The organism is Xanthocytophaga agilis (genome assembly GCF_030068605.1).
Classification (GTDB): domain Bacteria; phylum Bacteroidota; class Bacteroidia; order Cytophagales; family 172606-1; genus Xanthocytophaga; species Xanthocytophaga agilis.
Genome location: NZ_JASJOU010000002.1, coordinates 214,168 through 238,040, shown reverse-complemented (window position 1 = coordinate 238,040; position 23,873 = coordinate 214,168). Strand labels below are relative to the sequence as shown.

General features: G+C 36.3%; 19 protein-coding genes and 1 riboswitch. Of the genes, 14 read left to right on the top strand and 5 right to left on the bottom strand.

Going from position 1 to position 23,873, the window contains the following annotated elements; genetic code table 11:
* Positions 1 to 60: 60 nt before the first annotated feature.
* Positions 61 to 1,512, bottom strand: a complete 1,452-nt coding sequence (locus tag QNI22_RS07790) for a M14 family zinc carboxypeptidase (RefSeq protein WP_314510078.1) — start codon at positions 1,510 to 1,512, stop codon at positions 61 to 63.
* 215 nt (positions 1,513 to 1,727) lie between these two features.
* Between QNI22_RS07790 and QNI22_RS07785 the strand changes: the two genes are divergently transcribed.
* Positions 1,728 to 2,114, top strand: a complete 387-nt coding sequence (locus tag QNI22_RS07785) for a hypothetical protein (protein ID WP_314510077.1) — start codon at positions 1,728 to 1,730, stop codon at positions 2,112 to 2,114.
* A gap of 67 nt (positions 2,115 to 2,181) precedes the next feature.
* Here QNI22_RS07785 and QNI22_RS07780 read toward each other — a convergent pair whose 3' ends face one another.
* From QNI22_RS07780 to QNI22_RS07770, 3 genes are all read right to left on the bottom strand, one after another.
* Entirely contained in the window at positions 2,182 to 3,309 is a 1,128-nt protein-coding gene (locus tag QNI22_RS07780; protein WP_314510076.1) for a trans-sulfuration enzyme family protein, read from the bottom strand.
* Between the two features lie 169 nt (positions 3,310 to 3,478).
* Complete coding sequence (locus QNI22_RS07775) at positions 3,479 to 4,306, bottom strand: energy transducer TonB (RefSeq protein ID WP_314510075.1); 828 nt, start codon at positions 4,304 to 4,306, stop codon at positions 3,479 to 3,481.
* Positions 4,307 to 4,803: 497 nt separating this feature from the next.
* A complete protein-coding gene (locus QNI22_RS07770) occupies positions 4,804 to 5,316 on the bottom strand; it encodes a gamma carbonic anhydrase family protein (RefSeq protein WP_314510074.1) in 513 nt (170 codons plus the stop codon).
* Between the two features lie 198 nt (positions 5,317 to 5,514).
* Between QNI22_RS07770 and QNI22_RS07765 the strand changes: the two genes are divergently transcribed.
* From QNI22_RS07765 to QNI22_RS07715, 11 genes are all read left to right on the top strand, one after another.
* On the top strand, positions 5,515 to 5,889 hold the full coding sequence (locus tag QNI22_RS07765; protein WP_314510073.1) for a hypothetical protein: 375 nt from the start codon (positions 5,515 to 5,517) through the stop codon (positions 5,887 to 5,889).
* 199 nt (positions 5,890 to 6,088) lie between these two features.
* Complete coding sequence (locus QNI22_RS07760; protein WP_314510072.1) at positions 6,089 to 6,616, top strand: ferritin; 528 nt, start codon at positions 6,089 to 6,091, stop codon at positions 6,614 to 6,616.
* Positions 6,617 to 7,020: 404 nt separating this feature from the next.
* Positions 7,021 to 8,157: a hypothetical protein gene (locus QNI22_RS07755; protein ID WP_314510071.1), complete on the top strand. Its 1,137-nt coding sequence runs from the start codon at positions 7,021 to 7,023 to the stop codon at positions 8,155 to 8,157.
* A gap of 184 nt (positions 8,158 to 8,341) precedes the next feature.
* Entirely contained in the window at positions 8,342 to 9,184 is an 843-nt protein-coding gene (locus QNI22_RS07750) for a hypothetical protein (RefSeq protein ID WP_314510070.1), read from the top strand.
* A gap of 50 nt (positions 9,185 to 9,234) precedes the next feature.
* Complete coding sequence (locus QNI22_RS07745) at positions 9,235 to 12,153, top strand: tetratricopeptide repeat protein (protein ID WP_314510069.1); 2,919 nt, start codon at positions 9,235 to 9,237, stop codon at positions 12,151 to 12,153.
* A 166-nt stretch (positions 12,154 to 12,319) separates the two neighbouring features.
* Complete coding sequence (locus QNI22_RS07740; RefSeq protein WP_313974877.1) at positions 12,320 to 13,213, top strand: hypothetical protein; 894 nt, start codon at positions 12,320 to 12,322, stop codon at positions 13,211 to 13,213.
* 84 nt (positions 13,214 to 13,297) lie between these two features.
* Positions 13,298 to 13,837, top strand: coding sequence for an ATP-binding protein (locus QNI22_RS07735; RefSeq protein ID WP_314510068.1), 540 nt, complete (start codon positions 13,298 to 13,300; stop codon positions 13,835 to 13,837).
* Positions 13,838 to 14,038: 201 nt separating this feature from the next.
* Complete coding sequence (locus QNI22_RS07730; protein ID WP_314510067.1) at positions 14,039 to 15,238, top strand: GRAS family protein; 1,200 nt, start codon at positions 14,039 to 14,041, stop codon at positions 15,236 to 15,238.
* A gap of 234 nt (positions 15,239 to 15,472) precedes the next feature.
* Positions 15,473 to 15,874 carry a hypothetical protein gene (locus QNI22_RS07725; protein WP_314510066.1) on the top strand — a complete coding sequence of 134 codons (402 nt, stop codon included), beginning with the start codon at positions 15,473 to 15,475 and terminating at the stop codon, positions 15,872 to 15,874.
* 1,006 nt (positions 15,875 to 16,880) lie between these two features.
* The gene (locus QNI22_RS07720; protein ID WP_314510065.1) at positions 16,881 to 18,416 is read left to right on the top strand and encodes a pyridoxal phosphate-dependent decarboxylase family protein; all 1,536 of its coding nucleotides are present in this window, start codon (positions 16,881 to 16,883) and stop codon (positions 18,414 to 18,416) included.
* 47 nt (positions 18,417 to 18,463) lie between these two features.
* On the top strand, positions 18,464 to 19,135 hold the full coding sequence (locus tag QNI22_RS07715) for a hypothetical protein (RefSeq protein WP_314510064.1): 672 nt from the start codon (positions 18,464 to 18,466) through the stop codon (positions 19,133 to 19,135).
* A gap of 44 nt (positions 19,136 to 19,179) precedes the next feature.
* On the opposite strand, the gene QNI22_RS07710 is transcribed toward QNI22_RS07715, so the two are convergent.
* On the bottom strand, positions 19,180 to 19,584 hold the full coding sequence (locus QNI22_RS07710) for a hypothetical protein (protein WP_313974865.1): 405 nt from the start codon (positions 19,582 to 19,584) through the stop codon (positions 19,180 to 19,182).
* Positions 19,585 to 20,180: 596 nt separating this feature from the next.
* A riboswitch (TPP riboswitch) is annotated at positions 20,181 to 20,276 on the top strand.
* A 52-nt stretch (positions 20,277 to 20,328) separates the two neighbouring features.
* Between QNI22_RS07710 and QNI22_RS07705 the strand changes: the two genes are divergently transcribed.
* On the top strand, positions 20,329 to 22,692 hold the full coding sequence (locus tag QNI22_RS07705) for a TonB-dependent receptor (protein WP_314510063.1): 2,364 nt from the start codon (positions 20,329 to 20,331) through the stop codon (positions 22,690 to 22,692).
* Between the two features lie 132 nt (positions 22,693 to 22,824).
* The gene (locus QNI22_RS07700; protein WP_314510062.1) at positions 22,825 to 23,823 is read left to right on the top strand and encodes a potassium channel family protein; all 999 of its coding nucleotides are present in this window, start codon (positions 22,825 to 22,827) and stop codon (positions 23,821 to 23,823) included.
* Positions 23,824 to 23,873 lie beyond the last annotated feature (50 nt).

Below are 23,873 nucleotides of genomic sequence, written 5' to 3'. Positions count from 1 at the left end.
TTCTAAACTAATGAATAAAAGAATGAATAATAACCCTGATTGTAGCTTCAATACTGGAAATCAGGGCTCAACTTTATGTAAAAAGCCATTAACGACTGCATAGCGAATCTTTCCGTTTTCTGTCAGGAAAAAATTTGCTTCTTTACCTTCGCCTATTTTGGAGCTGAAATCATCTTTAGCTGAAATAATATGTATAGGCAATGTATGTGTAGTCCGTTGTTCAGGTGTAATCTGATCAATTTGTACTGCCAGATACCCTTGCTGTAGTAATTCAGCTATAGGCAATCTGGCTACATCGTCTATTACTGATAGTTTTTGAGGATACAGTTTTCCTTCCTTTACCTGAAGCTTTTGCCCATCTAACTCTTCATACCCATAAAATACAGACAGATCTCCCCAATCATAAATTTGACCGTTATAATAAAACGAAGAACCTACTGTAGTCTCATTATGAATAATACCAATGTCTACTATACTGTCCTTTACCTTCACATTTTTAATCAACAGGTCGAATAGCCTTTTTTCATTGGGAGGAATAGCTGTGTAAGGTTCCAGTTTTTCATTCTGATAGCTTTGTGTGGCTATCTGATAAAATGCATCCAGTAATACTATAAAATTGAGTTTACGGATAAACTGTTTTTCAGGATCGTTCGGATAGCCTCCTGACTCTACTAAAATAGTGCTGGTTCCCCATTTTTGCATATTCTCACCAAATGCACGAGGCTCATATTCATCTGACCAGCGCCCTACCTGATTAGGAATAAAGGTTTGTATATGCTGATTCAGCTGAACAATTAATTGAATGGCTCTTTTGCGAACATCATTTATTGTATTTTGAGCATCTATAGGTGGTGCTAAGAATGTAATGGTTGCTGGATTGCGGGTGGCACCTGCTGTATAATGCGTATTTTGATCATGCAAATTGAAACCAAAATCCGGTTTGAGATCGTGTTGGAGCTGCTTCAGTAGTTTGGCTTCGGGAGTTTGCAATTGCAAAGCATCTCTGTTCATATCAATGCATTGCGCTGTACGACGTTCAAATGGTTCGGCCCCATCGGGATTTAACATAGGAACAAAGTATAATGTAGTTTCTGACAAAATTTTTTCCCGGAAAGCATTCAGTTCATCATTGGCTGTCAGGAAATTAAATATGTCCAGCAAGGCCATAGTGGCTGTTGCTTCATCTCCATGCATCTGCGACCAGAGCAGTATCTTGATCTTTCCAGTACCAGCTTTAAGAAGGTAAATATCCCGTTTTTGATAGGATTTTCCTGTAATACTATTACTTAAGATGTTATTTTTCTCGAACTTATCAAGTAATACAACCAGATCCTTATGTTTGAAGCGCCGATATTTGATTTCAGATTCACAATACCTGGAATAACTGTCAAATAATTGCTGATAAAAATTTGATAATTGCATGCTTTTTTGTAGACTATAAATAGATTCATCCTTACCAATCCATAGTAAAAATACCACTGAGAACGTCAGATAAGGCTTTTTGGAAATCATGCTGGCAAGTTAAGATTTCTTAGGAAAGATGTGTGGTTTACTCAAAATTATAATTTTTCATTCTGACGAATGGGGCTTGTTACACGCGTAATTTTTTAGTCGAAGAATTTATATTTTTTGTCGAAAAAATACTAAATTTGATATATGAAGTTGCTATCTTTCGTAACCACTGTTTTGAAAGTCTATACATTCTCTAAACTTTAACATAACTCCCTATGAAAGAGTTATATTCTCATTGGCTTCGTATTCAATGTGAGGCATGGATGAAAGAAAATCTTCCTGATTTATTTCAGGTATCTTACGAACGTGTTAAAAAGATGTTTGAAGAGGTCTTAGAAGAGGAAGCACCCGTTGCACAAGATGAATTTCTGATATCACAGATCGATATGTCTGTAGGACCCTGGAAGAGTGTTATCTTCCATTTTAAAGAACCTGGAGAGATTATATTTCCATTAGAAAAATGTAAATTAAGCTACCTGCGGGAGAGAAATAACCTTGTATTAATAATTCGTTGTCTGGAAGACTTTCAGACTTTGATGCAAACATATTTTTACATGCATATGCGTACAGGTAGAACTATGTATTCTATAAAATCAGCTTAGATTTATTGGTTCTTTATTGAGGTAGATCCTTTCTGTAGTACGAAGTTACAGAAAGGATCTGACCACATTACCCGATTGCCTGTTGCAAATCAGCGATAAGATCGTCTATATCTTCAATCCCAACACTTAAGCGGATAAGCGTATCTTTTAATCCAGATTGCAGACGTTCTTCTTTGGGAATGCTCGCATGTGTCATGGATGCCGGGTGTGTAACAAGACTTTCTACACCTCCTAATGACTCGCCTAATGAGAACACATGGAAGCTGGACATAACCTGTAAAGCTTCATCCCAATCATCTCCTTTTAATGTAAAAGAAACCATTCCCCCAAAATCACGCATCTGACTCTTGGCAGGATGGGTAGAAAATCCAGGATAATTAACTGTATCTACCTTCGTATGTTTGGCAAGATATTCAGCTACAGCCCGTCCGTTTTCACAATGACGTTGCATCCGTACATGTAGCGTTTTTAGCCCGCGTAATACCAGAAAGCAATCCTGAGGACCTGGTACTGCTCCACTGGCATTCTGGATAAAGGCCAGTCGCTGAGCCAGTTCATCATCATTGACAATCAACGCTCCCATTACCGTATCAGAGTGCCCCCCCAGGTATTTGGTTACTGAGTGCATCACAATATCAGCCCCCATCTCCAATGGCAGTTGAAGATAAGGTGTGGCAAAAGTATTGTCAACAGCTAACAGGACATTGTGTTTCTTTGCCAATGTACCAGCTGCCTGTATGTCAATAAGACGCATGAGCGGATTGGTAGGAGTTTCCAGCCAGAGCATCTTGGTATTGGCGTTGATGTATTTTTCAACAGAAGCCATATCCTGCATAGGTACAAAATGAAACTTCAGGCCAAAGTTGCTGTAAATCTTTGTAAAGATCCGATAAGTACCGCCATACAAGTCATTCGTGGCAATGATTTCATCACCTGGCTTAAAAAGCTTTAGGATGGCATCTATGGACGCCAGGCCAGATGCATAGCATAATCCATGTTTGCCATTTTCCAGTGCTGCCAGTGCTGCCTGTAACGCATTACGGGTTGGGTTCTGGGTGCGGGCATATTCATATCCTTTGTGTTTGCCAGGTGCTTCCTGCACATAGGTGGATGTCTGATAAATAGGAGTCATGATAGCGCCTGTGGTTGGATCGGGCTCCACCCCAGCGTGAATAGCTTTGGTTGCGAATTTCATGATATGGTAAGAAAATGAAGTACAAAAAAGTTATTGATACTGACAAAGCTAGAGTTATTCTTATCAAAACAAAAGCCCGTAGGTAGAACCAGCGGGCTTTTGTACGTAACCAATAAACTCCTCTTCACTTTACATTGGAAGATTCTTATAGAATAAACAATGTTGTCTGTTATTGAGTGATTGCAAAACGTAATGGCAATGAGTAACGTACTGTTACATTGCGACCATTCTGACGGCCAGGCTTCCAGTTTGGCATTTTCTCTACTACACGCACTGCTTCTTTATCACAAGCTTCATCAATGCCTTTCAATACTTTAATATCTGACACAGCGCCCGTATTACTCACTACAAAGCTTATGTACACAACCCCTGAAACTCCTTTTTGTTGTGCAGAAGCTGGGAAGCGAAGGTTTTTAGAAAGAAATCTGTTCATTTCTTCTCTTCCACCTGGAAACTCAGGCATTTGTTCAACTGCTGTAAAAATTATGTTCTCAGGATTGTCTACCAGGCCTCCTACAATACTATTGGTTGAGGTGTTAGGATCTACCATCAGATCTTCAGTTGGAGGAGGACCATCCTTTGTTTCATTAGAAATCTCAATATCTTTAATATCCTCATTACGGGTAATTTCTGCACTTGGTGTTGCTTCTTCTTCCTGTACTACTTGCATTTCCCGAAAATCAATAGTTTGTACTTGTTGTTGCTGTTGTACTACAGGTGGAGGTACTACTGGAGGAGGAGGTAGTATAATATCTTCAATCCTTTTTAGTTCTATTTGACCATCCTTTGTTTCTGACGTTGTACTATCTTCAGGTACTTGCTTAAACATATTCCATAAAATTGCCAGTACAATAGAGAAGGCTACTACTCCAAGAAACGTAGCACGTTGCAGATAGCGTTCATAGATAGAACGTAACTGATAGGCACCATAACTTTTGTTACGGTTCTCAAATATGATATCATTGAGTGAAAGGGCAATAGTGTTTGCTTTTTCCATGATCAATGGATGGTTAAAGTGAATGAACAAACTATTGCAACGCGCTGCTGATCTATTGGTGTAAGCAGTAGCCTTTTTCCATAAAAAAAAATGACTTTTTTTTATGGAAAGTGTTGGTGTTGAGATAATGCGTTGTCTTTTAGGGAGTTATGTTGAGATATTTTTAGGGATTTGGAATGTAGAATATAATTTGTGTGGTTTTGTAGAGTGACATATGGAAAATATATCATGAACTCAGCACAGAAAATTTTTTGTGCTGAGTTCAAAACAGGTTGGCTGAAAAGAAGAGGTTCTTTCGACTTTTATGTGGAAACTTTTTACGTTGAAGGATGTGTCCATTTGGGCTTGAACTTAATTCTATTCAACTTTTTCTTTCTTCCTATTTTAGCACAAGAGCTTTAATTGAACTGTATATAGAGAAAATAATCACAGCATATACAATTTCATAGCAAAAAAGCGTAAATAAAGAAAAGGATCAAAGCTTTTTGAAGAGTCTCTTATTCTTTAAACCAATCTTTATACATAACATAGTTATTTGCAGTGCGAAGGAAAACCTCTGCCTGTTCCGGACTTACTTTTTTGATAAACTTCGCTGGATTTCCGCCATAAATACAACCTTCTTCAATCACTGTATTTTGTAATACAATAGCTCCTGCAGCTACAATGGCATTTTTCTTGACAATGGCTCCATCCATCACAACGGCTCCCATACCAACCAGTACTTCATCTTCAATAGTACAGCCATGAACAATGGCATTGTGTGCGATAGAAACATAGTTGCCAATAACAGTTTTATGTTTCTGGTAAGTACAATGGATCACAGCACCATCCTGAATGTTGGTATGATGTCCAATGGTAATAGAGTTAACATCCCCTCTTACAACAGCGTTAAACCAGAGGCTGCAATAGTCTCCCATAGTTACTTCTCCAACAACTGTAGCGTTGGGAGCTATGAAACATTCTTGTCCAAACTGAGGCATAATGCCTCGTACAGGTAAAATAAATGACATATATGAAAATCAGTATAGATTCTAATTGTGTGGCGAAAATTACATATTCTCACATAATAGCCAACGGATATCTGTTTTTTTAACAGAATTTGCCCTTTTAGAAAAACTGATTTATATCATGTAATTTATTACTGATTTTTGTTTGGATTAAGTCTAAATAAGCTATACCTTTACTGCACTTAATCCTTAATGAGTCGAATGTGTAAGAAAGTTGCCCCCGCCATTACTGAATCGTATCAGGAAGTTTTTCGTACAAAGTCAGGTTGTATTTATCAGTCAGATATTGAAAAGTCTTTGTTGGTTGAGTTTGCAAACAAGATTGCTCGTTTTGATATACGCTGTCTGCAACGGTTAAAAAGTGCTGTTTTTAGCATTAATCTTGCTGAAATGGCTACAGATACCTCCCGGACCACTGATGTAGAAATCATATCATTGTGTGCGTGTGAACATTGTTATGTATTGACGTTGGGAGAGATTATCAACTTCCGTGAGTTGCTTGCCGGGGCATTCGTTATGTTTGAATTGAATAGTATCATTCAGGAAAGAATATACAGTATTCCTGTGTATGCTTAACGCATTCTATTTCTGAGTAGTTATATAAACTTTTTCTTCTAAAAACGCATTCTGTGTAACAGGGTGCGTTTTTTGTTTCTATTCAGATTATTTATAAATTTCTCAAAAAAGCCCCTCATTATTTGGAGGTTCGCATAGAACGACGGAACTTTGGGATATCGAAAAAAAATATTTCGAATCGACTAAAAAATAGATATATATGAAAGACTTAATGCGTTTAAGAAGTTTGCTTGGCACGGAAGTAGAGGCGTTGCTAAACAACCAGATCAAAATGGAAGCTTATAATTCCTCTGTATATTTAGCTATGGCTTCCTGGTGTGATCGGAATGGTTTTGACTACAGTGCAGACCATTTCTACAAGCAGGCTGAAGATGAGCGTGAGCATATGTTGCGCTTCTTCAAATATGTGAGTGATATGGGCGGAACAGCCGTATCTCCTAGTGTAGATGGTATTCCTCAGGAGTTTGAATCTTTCAGAGAGGTATTCGAAACTGCATTGGAACTTGAAGTAAAGACAACTCAGGCTATCAATAATATTGCAGATAAGTGCTATAAAGAGAAAGATCATGTTACTGTGGAATTCCTAAATTGGTTCCATAAAGAGCAACGTGAAGAGGAATATGTAGCTCGTCGTTGTCTAGAACTGTTTGAGGTAATTGGTGAAGAAGGTACAGGACGTTGGGAAATCGATAAAGCTATTCCTTCTGTTTCTTACGGAAACGAATAAAAATAAAGCTCGATTAAAAATAGAAGGCTGGAGAGTATCTCCAGCCTTTTGTTTTATAGGGTATCTTATAGTGAATCGGTCTATGTAAGATTTTAAGTAATTAATAAATTTATGTATTGGCTTTAATATGCTATTAGTCAGCCTGTAAAATTGTTTTTCTACTGGAAAATCGCCAACTTTCAGCCTGAAATGTATGTAAAAAAAGACATCATTTCGTTTACAAATCCTCGGTGAAGCTGATTAATAAAAGAAATACGGAGTTTGGTATCTAAATTGATAGGTTCTTTATACCTATTGCAACTTTATCTTTAATTTTCTGGTAAAACACCTGAGAGGTGATACCATAAGGGTTGGTATTTAAATCTTATATGCAGAATCTTTATCCAAACCAAATGAACTTAAATATGTTTACCACTTTGCGCAAATATAGTCTTGTATTTGCAAGTTTGCTTGTATCTGTATTGCCGACCGTGGCTCAGGATATTGTTTACCAGAATAATGGAAAGAAGGTAGATTGTAAAATCATTGAGATTAATCCTCAAAAAATAAAATATAAGATTCCTCAGAATCCTGGCCCTGCCTATTCTATGGATGCTGGAGATGTTTTAATGGCATTTAGTAGTACTGGTAATTATGTAGTATATCCATTGAATGGAGATAATGCACAGGCTGCCGGATTTATGAATACACCTGCCAATAAACAGAATGATCTGATTATTACACTAGACAATCAGGTTATTGCCGTAATTGAACTATCGCTAAATGACAAAGAGGTAAAGTTTAAGAAAGCTGATGATAAAAAGCCTAAAGAACAGAAACTACCTAAAAGCAAAATTGCTGTTATTTTGTATAAAGATGGTCGTCATGAACTGATAGCAGATCCTGCTGCTGCTGCTGCAAGTCTGAAAGCTACTAAAACACAGACTGACCAGATCACGGGAGTTGATAATACATTAAAAACAGATGCCAACGCCAATACTGGTAATAAAAATGCTTCCAATGCCTCAGATGATGCCGTAGCTTTTCCTGGCGGACCTGAAGAATTTGAGAAATTCCGGAATAAGGCACTTATCAAAGTAGATGAACTAGGCACTTATCTGGCAACTATCGTTGATCCAAAGACTCCTGCAGAAAAGGCTAACTCTACTATTGGACTTGCAGTAACTCTATTTGTAAATGAGGATGCCAGAGTAGAAGTATCCAATGTAAATACAGGTATCAAGAATAAATATAAGATCAGAGATTACCTGCGTCGTTTGAAACTGGTAGGTGCAGACTATCAGGAAGTAGAAGTTTCTTATGCTGATATCAGCTACGCGACTGATTTTCGTAAGGGACCTGATGGAAACTACTACGGAGTTGTATCATTTGTGCAGACATTTAAAGGGTTAGTAGATGGGAAAGTGGTATACGGTGATGTGACGCAACGAAATGTGACAGTGATCTTGAAATTATATGAAAAGGCTGTAGACGGAGAAACAAAGAAATTATGGGATGTGTTTTTGGCCGATGTAGGTATAGAAGAAACACGTAAACTGTAAAAATTGATGCACAGGTTAGTGTACAGATGATAAAATCTTTGCACTAACTGACTGTATACTAAGTTTATTGCAAACTAATCGAAAAATGCGATTACTTCTCACCTTTAATTTACACTAATTAATATGAAGCAAATCTACATCATCATTATACTATAATCATAGTAGTAAATTAATATTTCTTTCAATGAAAGTTCTCGTTTGGTTGCTGGCCTTTTTTGCTTTTCATCCTGTTTTCTCGCAAATATTTCAAGACGAAGTCACTGCTAATTTTGCCTATCAGGTTAAACAAATAGATGAATTTATAGAACGTTTTAACAACAAGGAAAATACCTTGATTAAGCAATATGTCAAAAAGAAGGACACAACTGCACAGTTTAAACGTGAGCAAATGATTAAAGGTCTTTTCAATGCTTCTGACACAAGTTGGAAGAAAGCGGAGATTCTTCAATTTATTGGCCAGGTAAGTAATACAGAGGACCCTGTCTATTTGAATTTCTTTGACGCCAACTGGTATGCTGAAGTAAACTGTGCTGCGTCTTATAAAGGAAAGCCAAGCACGATTACACTGATTCTGAAAATTCAGCGTGAGAAGAATGGCATGTCAAAATGGATTGTAGTAAGTGCCATTGCAGATTTTCTGCGACTACCTATTCGAAAAGACACTACTACAGGACTGAATCCTTTGAGTCATGCAACCGACTTTATGAATATAGATTTGCTGACTACAGATAAGAAAAACATCCGGAATTATCTTCCAAATCACTATCAGGATGAAGTATTATCAGTATTTCTATATGAAGCCCAGCATAATCAGCTTGTTATTAAGCAAGTAAATAAAATTACTTACCATTTTTTACAGATAGACGGGTGGATATTTACTGTCAATCGCTTTAGCAGGCAAACACGTAACTCTGGATGGTTACTGAGTAAATTACTTCCTGTTACTGTAAGTGCCAAACAGAAATATGCACATGAAAAGTTGAATTTACCAGATGAGATGTGCCAGTTTCAGACCTCATATCGGTAGATTTTAGAGATGATTTTATGAGCTTACACACATTCCCAACCTGAAATGTCATGTACAAAATACGCCAGTTTCTCTTTTCATACAGTATTCTTTCTTTTTTTTGTATAGCTGCGTTTGCCCAGGAGCTTACAGTAAAGGAAGGTGCTGAGATTAGCTATCAGGCAAAGAATGCCATTGTCGAATTACAGGATTTGTTAAACTTTGTGACATTTGCAGATCTTCCCCCTAATGAGTTAAAAGATGTAATTACGAATAGTTATTCTTCTTCCAAGAATCAAATCTTCTACAATAAAGATGTAGTTCTTGAAGATGATATAGACCCTGCTTATAAATTAGGTAATACGAAGGATTTAAGTGCAGAGAAGTATCTGAATACACTGGATGTTTTTTACGAAAAAACCATAGATGCTTCTATCACATTTTCAGATATTAAGGTGTCCAATGTGAAGAAGAAGGATTTTATTTATGTTAAAGTCTATTTTGAAAGTCATTTTGGAAGCAAATATAAAAAGTCAGGAGCTGGGTATTCTCCTGTCAAAAGAATAGCTCAGATCCGTGCAGAGAAAGCTGGTAGCAGATGGAAAGCAAAAATTGTAGGAATTAGCTTTTATGATCCCAATTCTCCTTTGGAAGGGCATGAAAATGATGTGGCCTTGTTAGCCGGGCCTTCAGAGGAAACCGGAGCTAGTGGGAATACCGGTGGGGTAGCTTCTCAGAAGGACATAGAAGAGGCTGTGTCCAAATACATGCGCGAACGGGAAGAGGCTGATAAGAAAGAACGGGAAAGTGAATACCTTCAGGCAATCCAACGGGCCGATCTGGCTTTCTCAACAGAAGATTACTTGGCTGCTAAAGATGCTTATCTGGCAGCAGCAGAAGTATACCCTTTTCGGACTTATCCCAAGATCCGTATAAATGAAGTAAACCGGATTATTGCTACTTATTTCTCATATGATGAGTTAAAAAAGAAAGGTGATATTGCGAAAAATTTTCGGGATTATGAATCCTCTATAGAATATTACCGAAAGGCTCTGAATGCAAAGCCTGAAATGTTAAGTACACTGGATCCGGAGATTAAACGGTTGTCTAATTTCGTACAGGAGATATCAGGATTAAAGACTCAGTTTGAAGCAAAGAAATATAAAGATGTAATAGAACAGACAGACGACCTGATAAAACAGAAAAAGAAACAAAAAGCGATAAACAACTATCCGGAGTTATATTTGTTAAGAGGCAAGAGCTATTTGCAGGCAAATGAGAAGAAAGCAGCTGAAAAAGCTATAGAAGATTTTAATGAAGCTATTGCCCTTGATCAGAATTATCTGGAGGCTCGTCTGGCTCGGGCTGATTTGAATGAAACACGTCGCAATGATGTAGTATCGGCTATTGCTGATTATGATATTATTACCAAAGCCATTGACCCTCTTAATCCTGCTTATCATGCCAAAAAAGCAGAATTAAAAGAGAAGGTTAATAATATTAAAGGGGCTCTGGAAGATTATGACAAAGCCATTGCATTAGCACCTAAAAGAGGTTTATATCCTTACCAGAAAGCATTGGTATTGATTAAGATAAAAGATTTTACGGCAGCAAAAGAAAATCTTGAAAAATCAATTCGGGTAGAACCTGAATTTGCAAAGGCTTATTATCAGCGGGGAATGTTGTGGATGGAAGTTAGCAAGCTTAAAGAAGCGGCAGCTGATTTTAATAAAGCAGAAGCGTTAGGTCTGGAATCTGCATTAGTTGTAAATATTCAGGCTAAAGCTATGAAGTTTTATGATGAGGGCACTCTTGCCATGAAACAGAATGACTGGTTAAAAGCGCAGAAAGCATTGGGCAATGCAGTGGCTATCCGACCTAAATATGCGGCAGCATGGTTTATGCAGGGACAGCTATGGGAAAGGCAAGGGAACTATAAAAAGGCAATTGAGCAGTATACTCAGGCCTTACAGGTGAATGAACGCTACAAAGAAGCCTATTATGCCAGAGGTATGGCTCGTATTCAATTAGGTAACTCTGCAGATGCACTAGAAGACTTTAGTACAGCTGTAGAGCTGGAGCCGACCTATATAGATGGACTAAAGGGAAGAGGCTTTGCTTACACTCATATAAAAAAATATACAGAGGCTAAAGCAGACTTAACAAAAGCTATCAATCTGACACTACCTTTGTTATCACAAGCCCAGAAAGACAAAAAGAATGAAGCTAAAGCAAATGTGTTATCATTTAAAACACAATTGGCAGAATTATATAGTATGTTGGGGTATGTCCGGTATCTGTCAGGAGAAAGCAATGCAGGACTGGAAGATGTGAAAAAAGGACTGGATTATGCAGATAATTATGCAGATGCGTATCGTTATCGTGGGTTGATCTATCAGCAGCAGGGAGATCATAAAAAAGCAATCAGTGATTTTGATGATGCTATCAAACGAAATAATAAGAATTATCTGGCTTATAGAGACAGAGCCGTTTCATATATGGAGTTGGGGAAAATGAATGAAGCTTTAGGTGATCTTAATACTGTAATCAAAGCAGATACTCAGGCTGTAGCGAAAGATGCTATCTTTACAAGAGGAATAGTGTACGCTCATCAGAATAAATACAATGAGGCATTACAGGATATGCAGGCTTTTATGAAAAAATATCCTGAATCAGCTGATGCACATTTTTATTCTGAGCTGGGTTTTGTGTATCTTAATCTGAGTAATGCTACAGAAGCCTTAAAGCAGTTTGAAAATGCGTTAAAAATCGAGAATCCATATGCACAGGCACAATATGGTATGGCTTGTACCTATGCAAAGCAGAATCAATGGGAAAATGCACTGGCCTGGTTAGAGACTTCCTTTAAGACTGGAAAGATGAATAAAGACCAGGTAAAGCAGGATGAAGAACGATATCTGAAAAATTTACGGGATAATAAAGATTACCGTAAAAAATATGAATCACTAAAAAAGAATTATTTAAAGTAGTATCTTTCTGTACTACTGATGAGATTTGTACTTATTCATATACATTCATTATACCAAACAAACACTCTAAAATCAATAAATTCGATTTCACCTGAATTCATTTTTGGATGTATTTTGTGAAATGGTATGGAATTTGATTTTAGCCTACAAACAAAACAATTCAAAAATGAAAAACCTTCTTTTTGTTTTATTACTATTTATCAGTCATTGGGCTATTGCACAGAAGGCTCCGGATAAAATTCAGAAAAAAGATAAATCAGTAATTGATGCTCTTGTAGTGGAGATCTCTAAAAATGAGATTCAATACAAAAAGTTTTCCTCACCTAATGGGGCTACCTTTTCTATTCCTACCAGTGAAGTATCAAGTATTGTATATTCCAGTGGATACATTGATGTGATGGATGCAGATGAATCTGTTGCTGCCCCTGTTGTAAAAAACACAACAATGGACCCTAAAAGTACAACTGTAGAACCTGTAACAAAACCAGAAACAGGAAAAGAAGGGCCTGCAGAGCCAATAGCAACTACAGAGCCTGAAAAAAAAGAGAAAAAGGAAAAGAAACCAAAGAAAGAGCCTGAGACTAAATCCAATGATACAAGGGAGGCCTCTGTATCCGGGGATGAATCAAAAACAACTGTTACAAAATTAGATGGAAAGCAGGAAACAATAGTATTGCCCTCTTCTGATTTTACCGGACTGGATATTGATAAGCTGCCAAAATCCGGTCTTGAAAAAGATGAAAGATTACCAGCTGAATATGCAGGAGAGTATCAGTGGAAGACTTCAGAGAGAGGTGGGCGGGAAACTGCATGGCTGTTTGAATGGGATAACATTACATTGATAGCTAAAGAATGGATGGGATATGGATGGCGTGTGCAATCAAATAATCCTAAAGACATTAAGCTGGATGGCAATAAATTAGTAGTAAAGAAAAAAGTCATAGGGTATTTTGTGAAGTTTAGCAGAGGGGGGCAGGAAATCAGAGGTTTTCAACCTGTTGTAGATAAAAAAGCAAAGAAAGATGGCAAACAGGATCTTTTCCTGATAAAAGTTAGTTAAAAGTATTGCTACACTATACAGCTTATTGGATAACAACTCTTTTTCAAAAGGGTTGTTATTTTTTTATGTATGAATGTTAATTACATGAATTTTTCCAGATCACATCATCCAAAGATAAAAATTACACTGTTTGGTTCAGAATCCACAGGCAAGACTACACTCGCTGAACAGCTAGCTTCACATTTTCATACAATATGGACTCCCGAGTATGCACGGATCTATCAGGAAAAACACAATCGTTTACTCACTTATCGTGATGTAACACCTATTGCCAAAGGACAAATTAAACTGGAACAATATTATCTATCTCAAACAAAAAAGCTTTTAATCTGTGATACCGATATTTTGGAAACCAAAGTATATAGTGAAGCCTATTACGGCAAATGTCCTGATTGGATAGTAGAAACCATTCCTGGTTGCTATGCAGACTTGTATCTGTTTATGAATATCGATCTACCCTGGATTCCTGATGGGATAAGAGATCGTCCAAATGATAGAGAAGAGATGCATGCTCTTTTTCAAAAAGAGTTAGAATCTCGTGGATTGCCTTTCTTTCTACTGTCAGGAAATATGGAAGACCGTTTTATACATGCATTGGAGTATATAGAAGAGTTAAAGTTATAGTAAATAGACCATAGAATATTTTCTGAGTCTGTAGATTGAATCATTGCATGCGCTTAAAAAAGGAGGTACTGTTGGGATGAATGAATAATATAAGGCTTGTAAACTATATTTTATAGGCGGTAAGGAGATTACTTGTGGAAAATAACATTTTTGATATTTTTGATATATCATCATTACCCACAACTAATTTACGAATAACCTATGTTTACGAACAAATTTCTGACAGCAAATACAGAGAAGCTAACCCGGTTAGCGCGTTGTTTTCCTCACTATGTATATGAAGAGATTATGGAGCCTATCCATCAGATCGAGCAGGAAAGCTGGAAAAATATTGATGCAGAGAATACTATGTTGGATTTTGTATTCGCACGAGCCATGAAACAATTCACCAAAGATAGTACAGACAAATATGAACATATCTATACTAAGAAATTTGAAATACCTCAGATTCAATTGTTTGAGCTTTTGATTAAAAAGTTTCCAATGATTAGTATGACCCAGCAGTTAGCTAACACTCTTATCTGTGAGCGGCTTAGAGGTTGGAAAGAGGCTGTGTTAGTTGATATTGGTGCAGGAACAGGATATCAAGCCAGGGAAATAGTACGTCGATTGGGAAACGAACCTCTACGTCAGCTACAGAAAATAACTATTGTTGCTATAGAACCATTTGCTGAAGCATTGGAAGCCGCAAAACAAAACTTTGAAGAGATAGCCAAAGATGTTCCTTTTGAAGTTAACTATATTCTGAAAAATGATTTTTCTGAGAACATGTCTTTGCAGGATTGGTCTGCAGTACTATCCGGATTAGGTGATAATATTGTTGTGAATGCATCATTTGCATTGCATCATATTAAATCTAATCGAGATAGAATTAAGGTGTTTCAGAATTTAAGGGATATATCTGTAAGAGCTATTGTGTTGTCAGAGCCCAATGTCGATCACTATGAACCCAACTACTATCAGCGATTTAAAAATTGTCTTCATTTATTTAGTTTAATATTTGAGGCCATTGATGAATTACCATTGGCAGATGAAGAAAAGAATGCTCTAAAACTATTTTTTAGCAGAGAAGTTGATGATATACTGGGTGTTCATGAAAGTGATCGGGTTGAAAAACATTATGCTGTTGGCCAATGGTTAGCCTTATTGCAGGAGGTTGGTTTTATTGCTACTAAAAAAGATTTAAATCTGTATTTTGATAACTATTGCAGTATAGAAATACATGGCAGTATAGAAATACATGACAGTTATTATGATTTTTGGAGTATTAGGTATAAGGACCAGGATGTTATTTCTGTAATTATGGCAGAGCCTCTGGAAGTGGTTTTAACAGATTTATTTGAAAAGAAGGCAAATAAGTACCTGGTTTCTATATCTAATTCTGAATTTTTTAATAAATAAATAAGTAATTCGCCCGAAAATTGCGCAATAATTAGTTAATTATTGCGCAATTTTTGTTTCTGGGAAGGACATATTTTCTATATAGATAAAACCTTAGAGAAATAAAAATAGTTAAAACGTGAAAAGACTTTCATTGTAAGGAAATTTGCAAGATTTCTTTGAAGAAGGGATGTCACTTTTTCATTTTTGTATTTTAGCCTGTAACTATTTATTACTAAAACTTCATAAGTAAATATGAAAATTCTGGAAGAGAAATTTGTTAATATTGATTATGATGCTGCCAGTGAAACACTTATACAAACATGGTTAGGCTTTATAAGTAGTGAGAATTTTAGAAATGCTATCGACAAAACTGTTGATATATCCAGAGAGAAAAATGTAAGAGCAATCATTTCAGATACATCTCAGCTTTCTATTGTACGACGAGAGGACACTGAGTATGCAGCCTCTGTTATGCCTGAATTAATACAGAATGGACTAAAGAGAATGGCCTTTGTTCTATCTGAGAACGCATTTGCACAGATGTCGGTAAAGAATTTTTCAACCCAGACAAAAGAAAAGGTAGAAGAAAATGAGTTGGTAAAACATTTTGCTAGTATGGAACTAGCTAAAAAGTGGATAAATTCTGTAAGTTAACTATAGATAAAATAAATATAATACCTTGTGACTCTTAACCCTCAAGGTATTGCATTTATAAAGTTTCATGAGATTATTGTATTAAACCTATGATGATCTGGGTTCAGTAAAATAAATATGAAAACAAGTAAGTTCTTCCTTTCAGATAAATCCAATCTAAACTATGTGAAAATGAAACAGATATCTTTTAAATAAAGAGATTTATTATAGATACATCTCTGTAAAATGTGTATATAGTAATAAATCCCTGTGTATAGTTTTGGCATTTGTGTAAGAAAAGAGTAACTTTAGAAAAAATGGAATAGTTTATTCTTGATTCAAATCTCAATGTTTTCTAGATCCTTCTTGCATATATGGTGTACTCCTCGGAAATTACAATGTTCAGATCTTTACTCATTTGCTGAAAGATTGTCTACTCTAAACTTAATAATCTGAACGATTAATTATTATTTACCTGTTAATTTGTTTTCAACAGATCAAAAATACACCAATCCAAACTCTTTTGATTTTCAGATAGCATACAATTCCCTTTTGCTATAGATTCTAGTACGACCTATCCAACTTACAACAGTAAATCCGCTAATTAATAATTGTCTTTTTCTTGTATGCTCTCTTCGTTATCTATGTGAGTAAGAATACGTTATTTGTAAATTTAATATAACTTTTATGTATATATTGAAAATATGTATCTTTTTTTTGTGAAAATTGTAATTTATACTATTCTTTTTTAGTATATTATGGAAAAAATATACATATTGTGATATGTAGTTGTTTAGAGCGATACATAAAAGTGTTTTGTATTATTTTTATTTTTTAATTGTATTTTAACCAATGTCTAAGTATTTGTGTGTCAGATACCATTGGATGAGAACGGTTTATGCTAAGTAGATAATCTTCAGAAAAGCGATTCTAATGTACTGTTAGTCTTAATACCCTTAATTATAACCAAGCCTATTTAATCATATACCCAATTAATCATTACTTATTTCTGAATTATCTCCACATTATGTTTGATTCTAAAAACAGTTTGCAATTATCTGACTATGCACAATTACAGCTATCTCAGGAAGAGATGCGCAGATTTGGTTATAAGGTTATTGATACCATTATCGAGCACTCTGTAGTTCTTAAGGACAAGCCTGTTGTAAATATGGTAGGCCGTCAGCAAATGGAGGCCTTATTGCGGGAGCCCGCACCTCAAAAAGGAGCAAAGTGGGAAGATGTATTCGAACAAGCGATATGGGATATTTTTAGCCATATTATGCATATGAACCATCCACGTCTTTTTGGATGGGTACCAGGTCCCAGCAATTTTGTAAGTGTTATGGCTGATTTGCTGGCCACAGGATTCAATATTACTACTGGGGCATGGATGCTCTCTTCCGGACCCACTCAAATAGAAATCATTGTCATTGATTGGCTTAAGGAGATAATTGGTTTTCCCAAAAAAGCAGGCGGTATTATGGTGGGAGGGGGATCTATTGCAAATCTCAGTGGACTTACTGTTGCCAGAAAGATTAAGCTGAAAGATAAGATTGAGAATGCTGTGTTATATTTCTCAGACCAGGCGCACTGGTCTAATGAACGTGCTGCCTATATCCTGGGATTTGCAACTGACCAGATTCGAAAGATTCCGGTTGGCGCAGATTATTGTATGGATGTAGAATATCTGAGACAACAGATAGAAACAGATAAAGCTGCCGGACTACGTCCATTCTGTATAATTGCAAATGCTGGCACAACCAATACCGGAGCAATTGATTCATTAATGGAAATTTATGCTATCTGTGAGCAGGAAGATATGTGGTTGCATGTTGATGGTGCCTACGGAGCTGCTGCTGCTTTGAGTAAAGAAGCAAAAGAAATGCTGAATGGTATACAGTATGCTCACTCGCTCACTGTAGATCCTCACAAATGGTTTTTCCAACCTTATGAAGTGGGGTGCTTGTTAGTGAAAGAAGATAGATGGCTGGCAGAAACTTTCGATATGACTGCTGATTATATGCGTAATCTTGAAGAATCCATGAATGATGTTAATTTTTATGGAAAAGGTCTTCAGCTTACCCGATGTGACAGAGCACTCAAACTATGGATGTCTATCAAAATATTTGGTCTGGAGAACTTTAGCTCTGCTATTGATCGTGGTATCAAACTAGCAAAGTATGTACAGGATTTGTGGGAAGAGAGGGAGGGATGGCAGGTTATGAGTGATGCCAGGCTTGGTATTGTGACTTTTCGGTATGCGCCAGCTTCTCTTGATGAGAAGATGATTGAAGAACTAAATGATGCTATAGCTCTGGCTGTTGCAGATGATAAGTTTGCATTAACCCCAACTACAAGACTTAACGGAAAGCTGGTGATGCGTATGTGTACCATTAATCCTCGTACATCTGAAGATGATATACTCGAAACAGTTACCCGTATTCAGATGATAGCGAAGGAAGTGTATAACACACTAATGGTAAAACAAGTAGTGGCAGAAGATACTACTGCTGCTATGGTAAATATCGAGTATAAATATATGCAAAAGCAAAATAGTTAAACCTAGTTATAATTCATCCTATAATCTCAAAACCCTTTATCTAATTTATGCTAAACGCTGTTTATTCATCTGCACCTGCACAAGGAACAATTACTTTCAGTGTACTTACTAAAGATGATGTGGAAGGTGCTGTAGACTGCATTGCTTCTACTTTTACTTATGGAGAACCTATGACTAAGTTACTTGGTATTTCCAAAAAGGAATTTGATCATTTTGCAAAGTTGTTTGTAAATAAAGCTGTAACAGATGGATTGTCTGTTGTTGCAAAGGACAGTGTATCTGGAGAAGTTATTGGATGTTTGGTTTGTGAAGATTTTATCACTGAACTTCCTGAAGGGATTGAGACAATCTCAGAAAAGTTCTTCCCAATCTTTGGATTACTGGAAGAGCTGACCAATAAATTTAAAAGCCAGAATGTTGTAGAGCAGGGAGAATTATACCATTTATTTATGGGAGGGGTACGAAAAGAATTTGCTGGAAAAGGGATTATTGATGAACTTACTCTGGAAGCGGAAAAACTTGCACAGTCAAAAAACTTTAAAGGTGCAATTGGAGAAGCAACAGGACCAATCTCTCAGCATGTGTATGTAAATCGCTTTGGTTACCAACCACTTGATATTGTTGAATACAAAGATTTTTTATTTGAGGATACACCTGTATTTGCCGACATTCAGGATTGTGAGAAATGCCAGTTGATTATCAAATATTTCAATAATTAAGTTAAAAAGAATCCCACTGTTTGTGTGCAGTGGGATTCTTTCTTTTATTTGCTTTTAAACCATTGATAAGCTTGCTCAAAAGATGCTGCGAATTTTTCTACAGTATGCAGAGAAACAAACTTTTCTCCCAAGGCTTTCTTATTCGTGATTTCTCCGAAAATGCTTTCAGGCAAATTTAATGCGATTTTCTGTAAACCTGCTTTCTTAAGATCTTCACTCCAAATGTCGTTGACATACTGAGCTGTTTCAGGCAAGCCACCTTTAAACTCGATCAGATCAGCTATCATAAAAGGCGCTTTGTATTTAATGATCGCTTCTGTTATTTTTTGCATACCTTCTTTGGCTTTTGCATCGTTAACGAAACCAATCCATTTATACTCAACAGTTTGATGTGTTGGATTGTACACCACTTCTACGTGGGGGGCCTTGTAATAAGATATCTTTTCCATGATCTTTAAGAAGGAATTTTTATATGTAGTATAACTAATTTATAAATGATCAAACAAAAATAATGTCTTTATTGACTATTTAATAATCATAGAGGGCAGATAATGAACAATGTAATAGATTCTTTTTAAAGAAAGTATATATAGATGGATGCAATAATAGAATAAAAAAAGACAACTGGATATTAAAATTAGCAGTTGCTGTATTTATAAATAAGTAATGAAAAATAGTGCGAATTTTGGAGTTACAATTATTCCTATTTTTCATTTATGTATTTAAAAATCATTTTTATGTTTTTAAGTATAAATGTTCGTGCATTGGCACAATGAAGCTCGTTTAATAAATAAAGAATAAGGTTTGTAGAGTAATTTTATCCCATTTTTTGAAATTTATGTCTTTTAGATGCTTTTGATTACCAGTTTGTTGTATATGTATTATAGGTGATCAGAAATTAATTTTATGCTAACATCAAAAGAACTGCAGGTAAGTTTTTTAGAAGATTAGTCAAACACATACATAAATTTTATACCTTTGCAGTGTTCTCTTTATTTTTTAGAGAACCTATCATACTAAGAGAATACAATTATAATGTAAGAATAATTGGTCTTAGGGGTGCCTTATTATTACGGGCTGAGATCATACCCTTGAACCTGATTCGGTTAGTACCGACGAAGGAAAAGACAAAAGAAGGCTTGTCAGCCCCTGGCATACCTTATGTTTTATCCTGCAAAACTTCAATTGCATTCATGAAGAAATTTACTCTTCTTTTTATGGCAATGATGCTAGCATCTTTGTCATGGGCACAATACACTATTTCGGGTAAAGTAACCTCTGCAGGACAGCCATTGCCAGGCGCTACGGTAAGTCTGCAAAATACTTTTAAAGGCTCTCTCTCAATGACTGATGGCAGATATTATTTGCGTAATCTCCCTTCTGGAAAGTATGTAGTGATAATCAGCTTTATCGGATATGAAAAATTAAGTAGGGAAATCGACTTAACTTCAGATCAGATACTGGATATCGATTTGAAAAAGATGGAATACATAGCAGACGAAATCGTAGTTGCTGCAACAAGAGCTTCGCAGAAATCAGGCACTACTTTTACTTCTGTGGACAAAGCGACACTCGCCAAACAGAATCTTGGACAAGACCTTCCATTTCTATTAAATCAAACTCCTTCTGTTGTCGTTAGTTCTGATGCAGGTGCAGGAGTAGGATATACAGGTATTCGCATTCGGGGAAGTGATCCTACGCGTATTAATGTCACTGTCAATGGTATTCCTCTTAATGATGCGGAATCACATGGAGTGTATTGGGTAAATATGCCCGATTTTGCTTCGTCTGTTGACAATATTCAGATTCAACGGGGTGTTGGTACATCAACAAATGGTGCTGCTTCTTTTGGCGCAAGTGTGAATGTGCAGACAAATCAGCTGAATGAAAAACATTATGCCGAAATCAACAATGCCTATGGATCTTTTAACACCTGGAAACATACTGCCCGGGTAGGTACAGGCCTGATAAATGGGAAATGGACTTTTGACGGACGGCTATCAAAAATCAGTTCAGATGGGTATGTAGACAGAGCGTCCAGCAATCTGAAATCCTTCTTTTTATCGGGTGGATATTATGCTGGTGGCACTATGATTAAGTTCAATGTCTTTTCTGGTAAAGAAGTGACCTATCAGGCATGGAATGGTGTACCTGAATATCTTCTGAAGACGGATCGTACATATAATGCCTATACGTATGATAATCAGACTGATAATTACCAGCAAGATCATTATCAGCTCTTCCTGACACATGAGTTTAATCGTAATTGGAATGCTAACCTAGCACTACATTATACACATGGAGAAGGCTACTATGAAGAATATAAACCAGGAGAGAGCTTGAGTTCCTATAATCTTCCTTCTATTAGTATTGGAGATTCTGTGATTACGGCAACGGATTTAATTCGGAGGCGTTGGTTAAATAATGATTTTTATGGTCTGGTTTGGTCTGTCAGTTATAATACATTAAAACGATTCTCTGCAATATTGGGTGGCGGAGCAAATAATTATACTGGTGAACATTATGGGGAGATAATATGGGCAAGATTTGCCAGTACCAGTGAAATCAGACAACGATATTATAATGATGATGCCAGTAAAGGAGATATCAATTTCTATGCAAAGGGGAATTATGATTTTTCAGACAAGTTTAATGCCTTTTTGGATTTACAATATCGATATATTGCTTACTCATTTCTTGGCTTTGACCATAATCTGCGTAATATAGAGCAATCTGCTACCTATAACTTCTTTAATCCCAAAGTAGGTATTACCTATCTGTTTTCTGATGAAAACAGTGCTTATGCTTCCTATAGTGTCGGCCATCGGGAACCTACCCGGGATGATTTTGTTCAGTCTACTCCAGATAGTCGCCCTAAGCCTGAAAGCTTACAGAATCTGGAGGTAGGATTTCGAAAACAAAATAAGAGCTATCTTCTATCTGCCAATTATTATCTGATGAATTATAAAAATCAACTGGTACTTACCGGGCAAATTAACGATGTAGGTGCATATACCCGAACCAATATTGCACGAAGTTATCGTATGGGAGTTGAAGTAGAAGGAAATGTGAAACTTTCGTCAAAATGGACGCTAGGTGCTAATGCAACGTTCAGTAAAAACAAGATTCGTAACTACCAGGAGTATATTGATAACTACGATACACAGATACAGGAGGTGAAGAAGTATAAAGAGACAGATATTTCATTTTCTCCAAATATTATTGCTGCCGGAACTTTATCCTATAAACCTCTGGCTGGCCTGGAAGTAAGCTGGTTATCTAAATATGTAGGAAAGCAATATCTGGATAATACCTCCAGCAATAATCGTAAACTAAATAGTTTTTTTGTAAACGATATTCGGGTCAACTATATGATTAAACCAAAGTTTGTGAAGGAAATTGGACTCAATTTATTGGTAAACAATCTTTTCAATTACCTGTATGAATCCAACGGATATACATTCAGCTATATCTCTGAAGGTACATTTACTACCGAAAATTATTATTACCCACAAGCAGGAACTAATTTTCTCTTATCTTTAAATCTTAAGTTCTAAGAAAATATAAAACTCATAAACTAAGAGGCAACTTTACAAATACATCATTTGTAAAGTTGCCTCTTAGTTTATGAGTTATTAGTAATAACAAAATTTTGTAAGTTGTGTCTTGTACTCTGTTACTCAATTTACATGCGGTCTTATCTATACGTTATCTCTAAGATTTATATTCCTCTACTACTTTTTGCAGGATCTATCTTGTCAGGTGTAGTTGGATATGTGGTGATAGAAAATTATTCATGGTTAGATGCTCTTTATATGACATCTATTACCGTATCGACAGTTGGATTTACAGAGGTGCATCCTTTATCATCTACAGGAAGGGTCTTTACTATCTTTCTGATATTGTTTAACATCAGCATTTTTACCTATTTTATCACAGTAGTGAGTCGTTTTGTGTTTGATGGGGAGTTTATTCAGTCTTACAAAGCCTTTAAAATGAAAGAAGCCCTTAATGAGATTAGAGATCATGTAATTGTCTGTGGATTTGGACGTAATGGAAGAGAGGCTGCCTCTGTTTTATACAGAAATAAAATTCCATTTGTGGTCGTTGAGATGAACGCGGACAAATTTGAGAATGCAGACTTTCCTTTAACACACAGAATGATAGCAGATGCTACCAAAGATGAAATATTGCTGGAAGCAGGAATAGATCGTGCTCGTTCATTGATTTGTGCTATGCCTAACGATGCAGATAATGTATTTGTAGTATTAACGGCACGCGATCTCAATAGAAAGATTACCATTATTAGTCGTGCTTCAGATTATACCAGTGTTCGCAAACTGAAGATTGCTGGTGCTAACAATGTGATTATGCCTGATACAATAGGAGGGGCGCATATGGCTATGCTCACTCTAATGCCAGACGTAAAAGAATTTATCGACTTACTAAGTACACAGATGAGTGATAACTTTCAGATTGCTGAACTGATTGTGGATAAAAATGTCAGCTTGGTTGATTTGGATGCCTGGCGTACTACTGGTGCTACAGTATTGGGAGTAAAAACAATAGCTGGAGATTATATACTCAATCCTGCTCCGGCTGTTCAGTTACATACTGGTGATCGTTTGATTCTAATGGGAGCACTGGAGCAAATCAGAGATGTAAGTAAAAAAATAGGAGTCTTATAATAAGTTCCGGATTGAGATAGCTGAGAATATGTCGATCCGGAACCACTTAT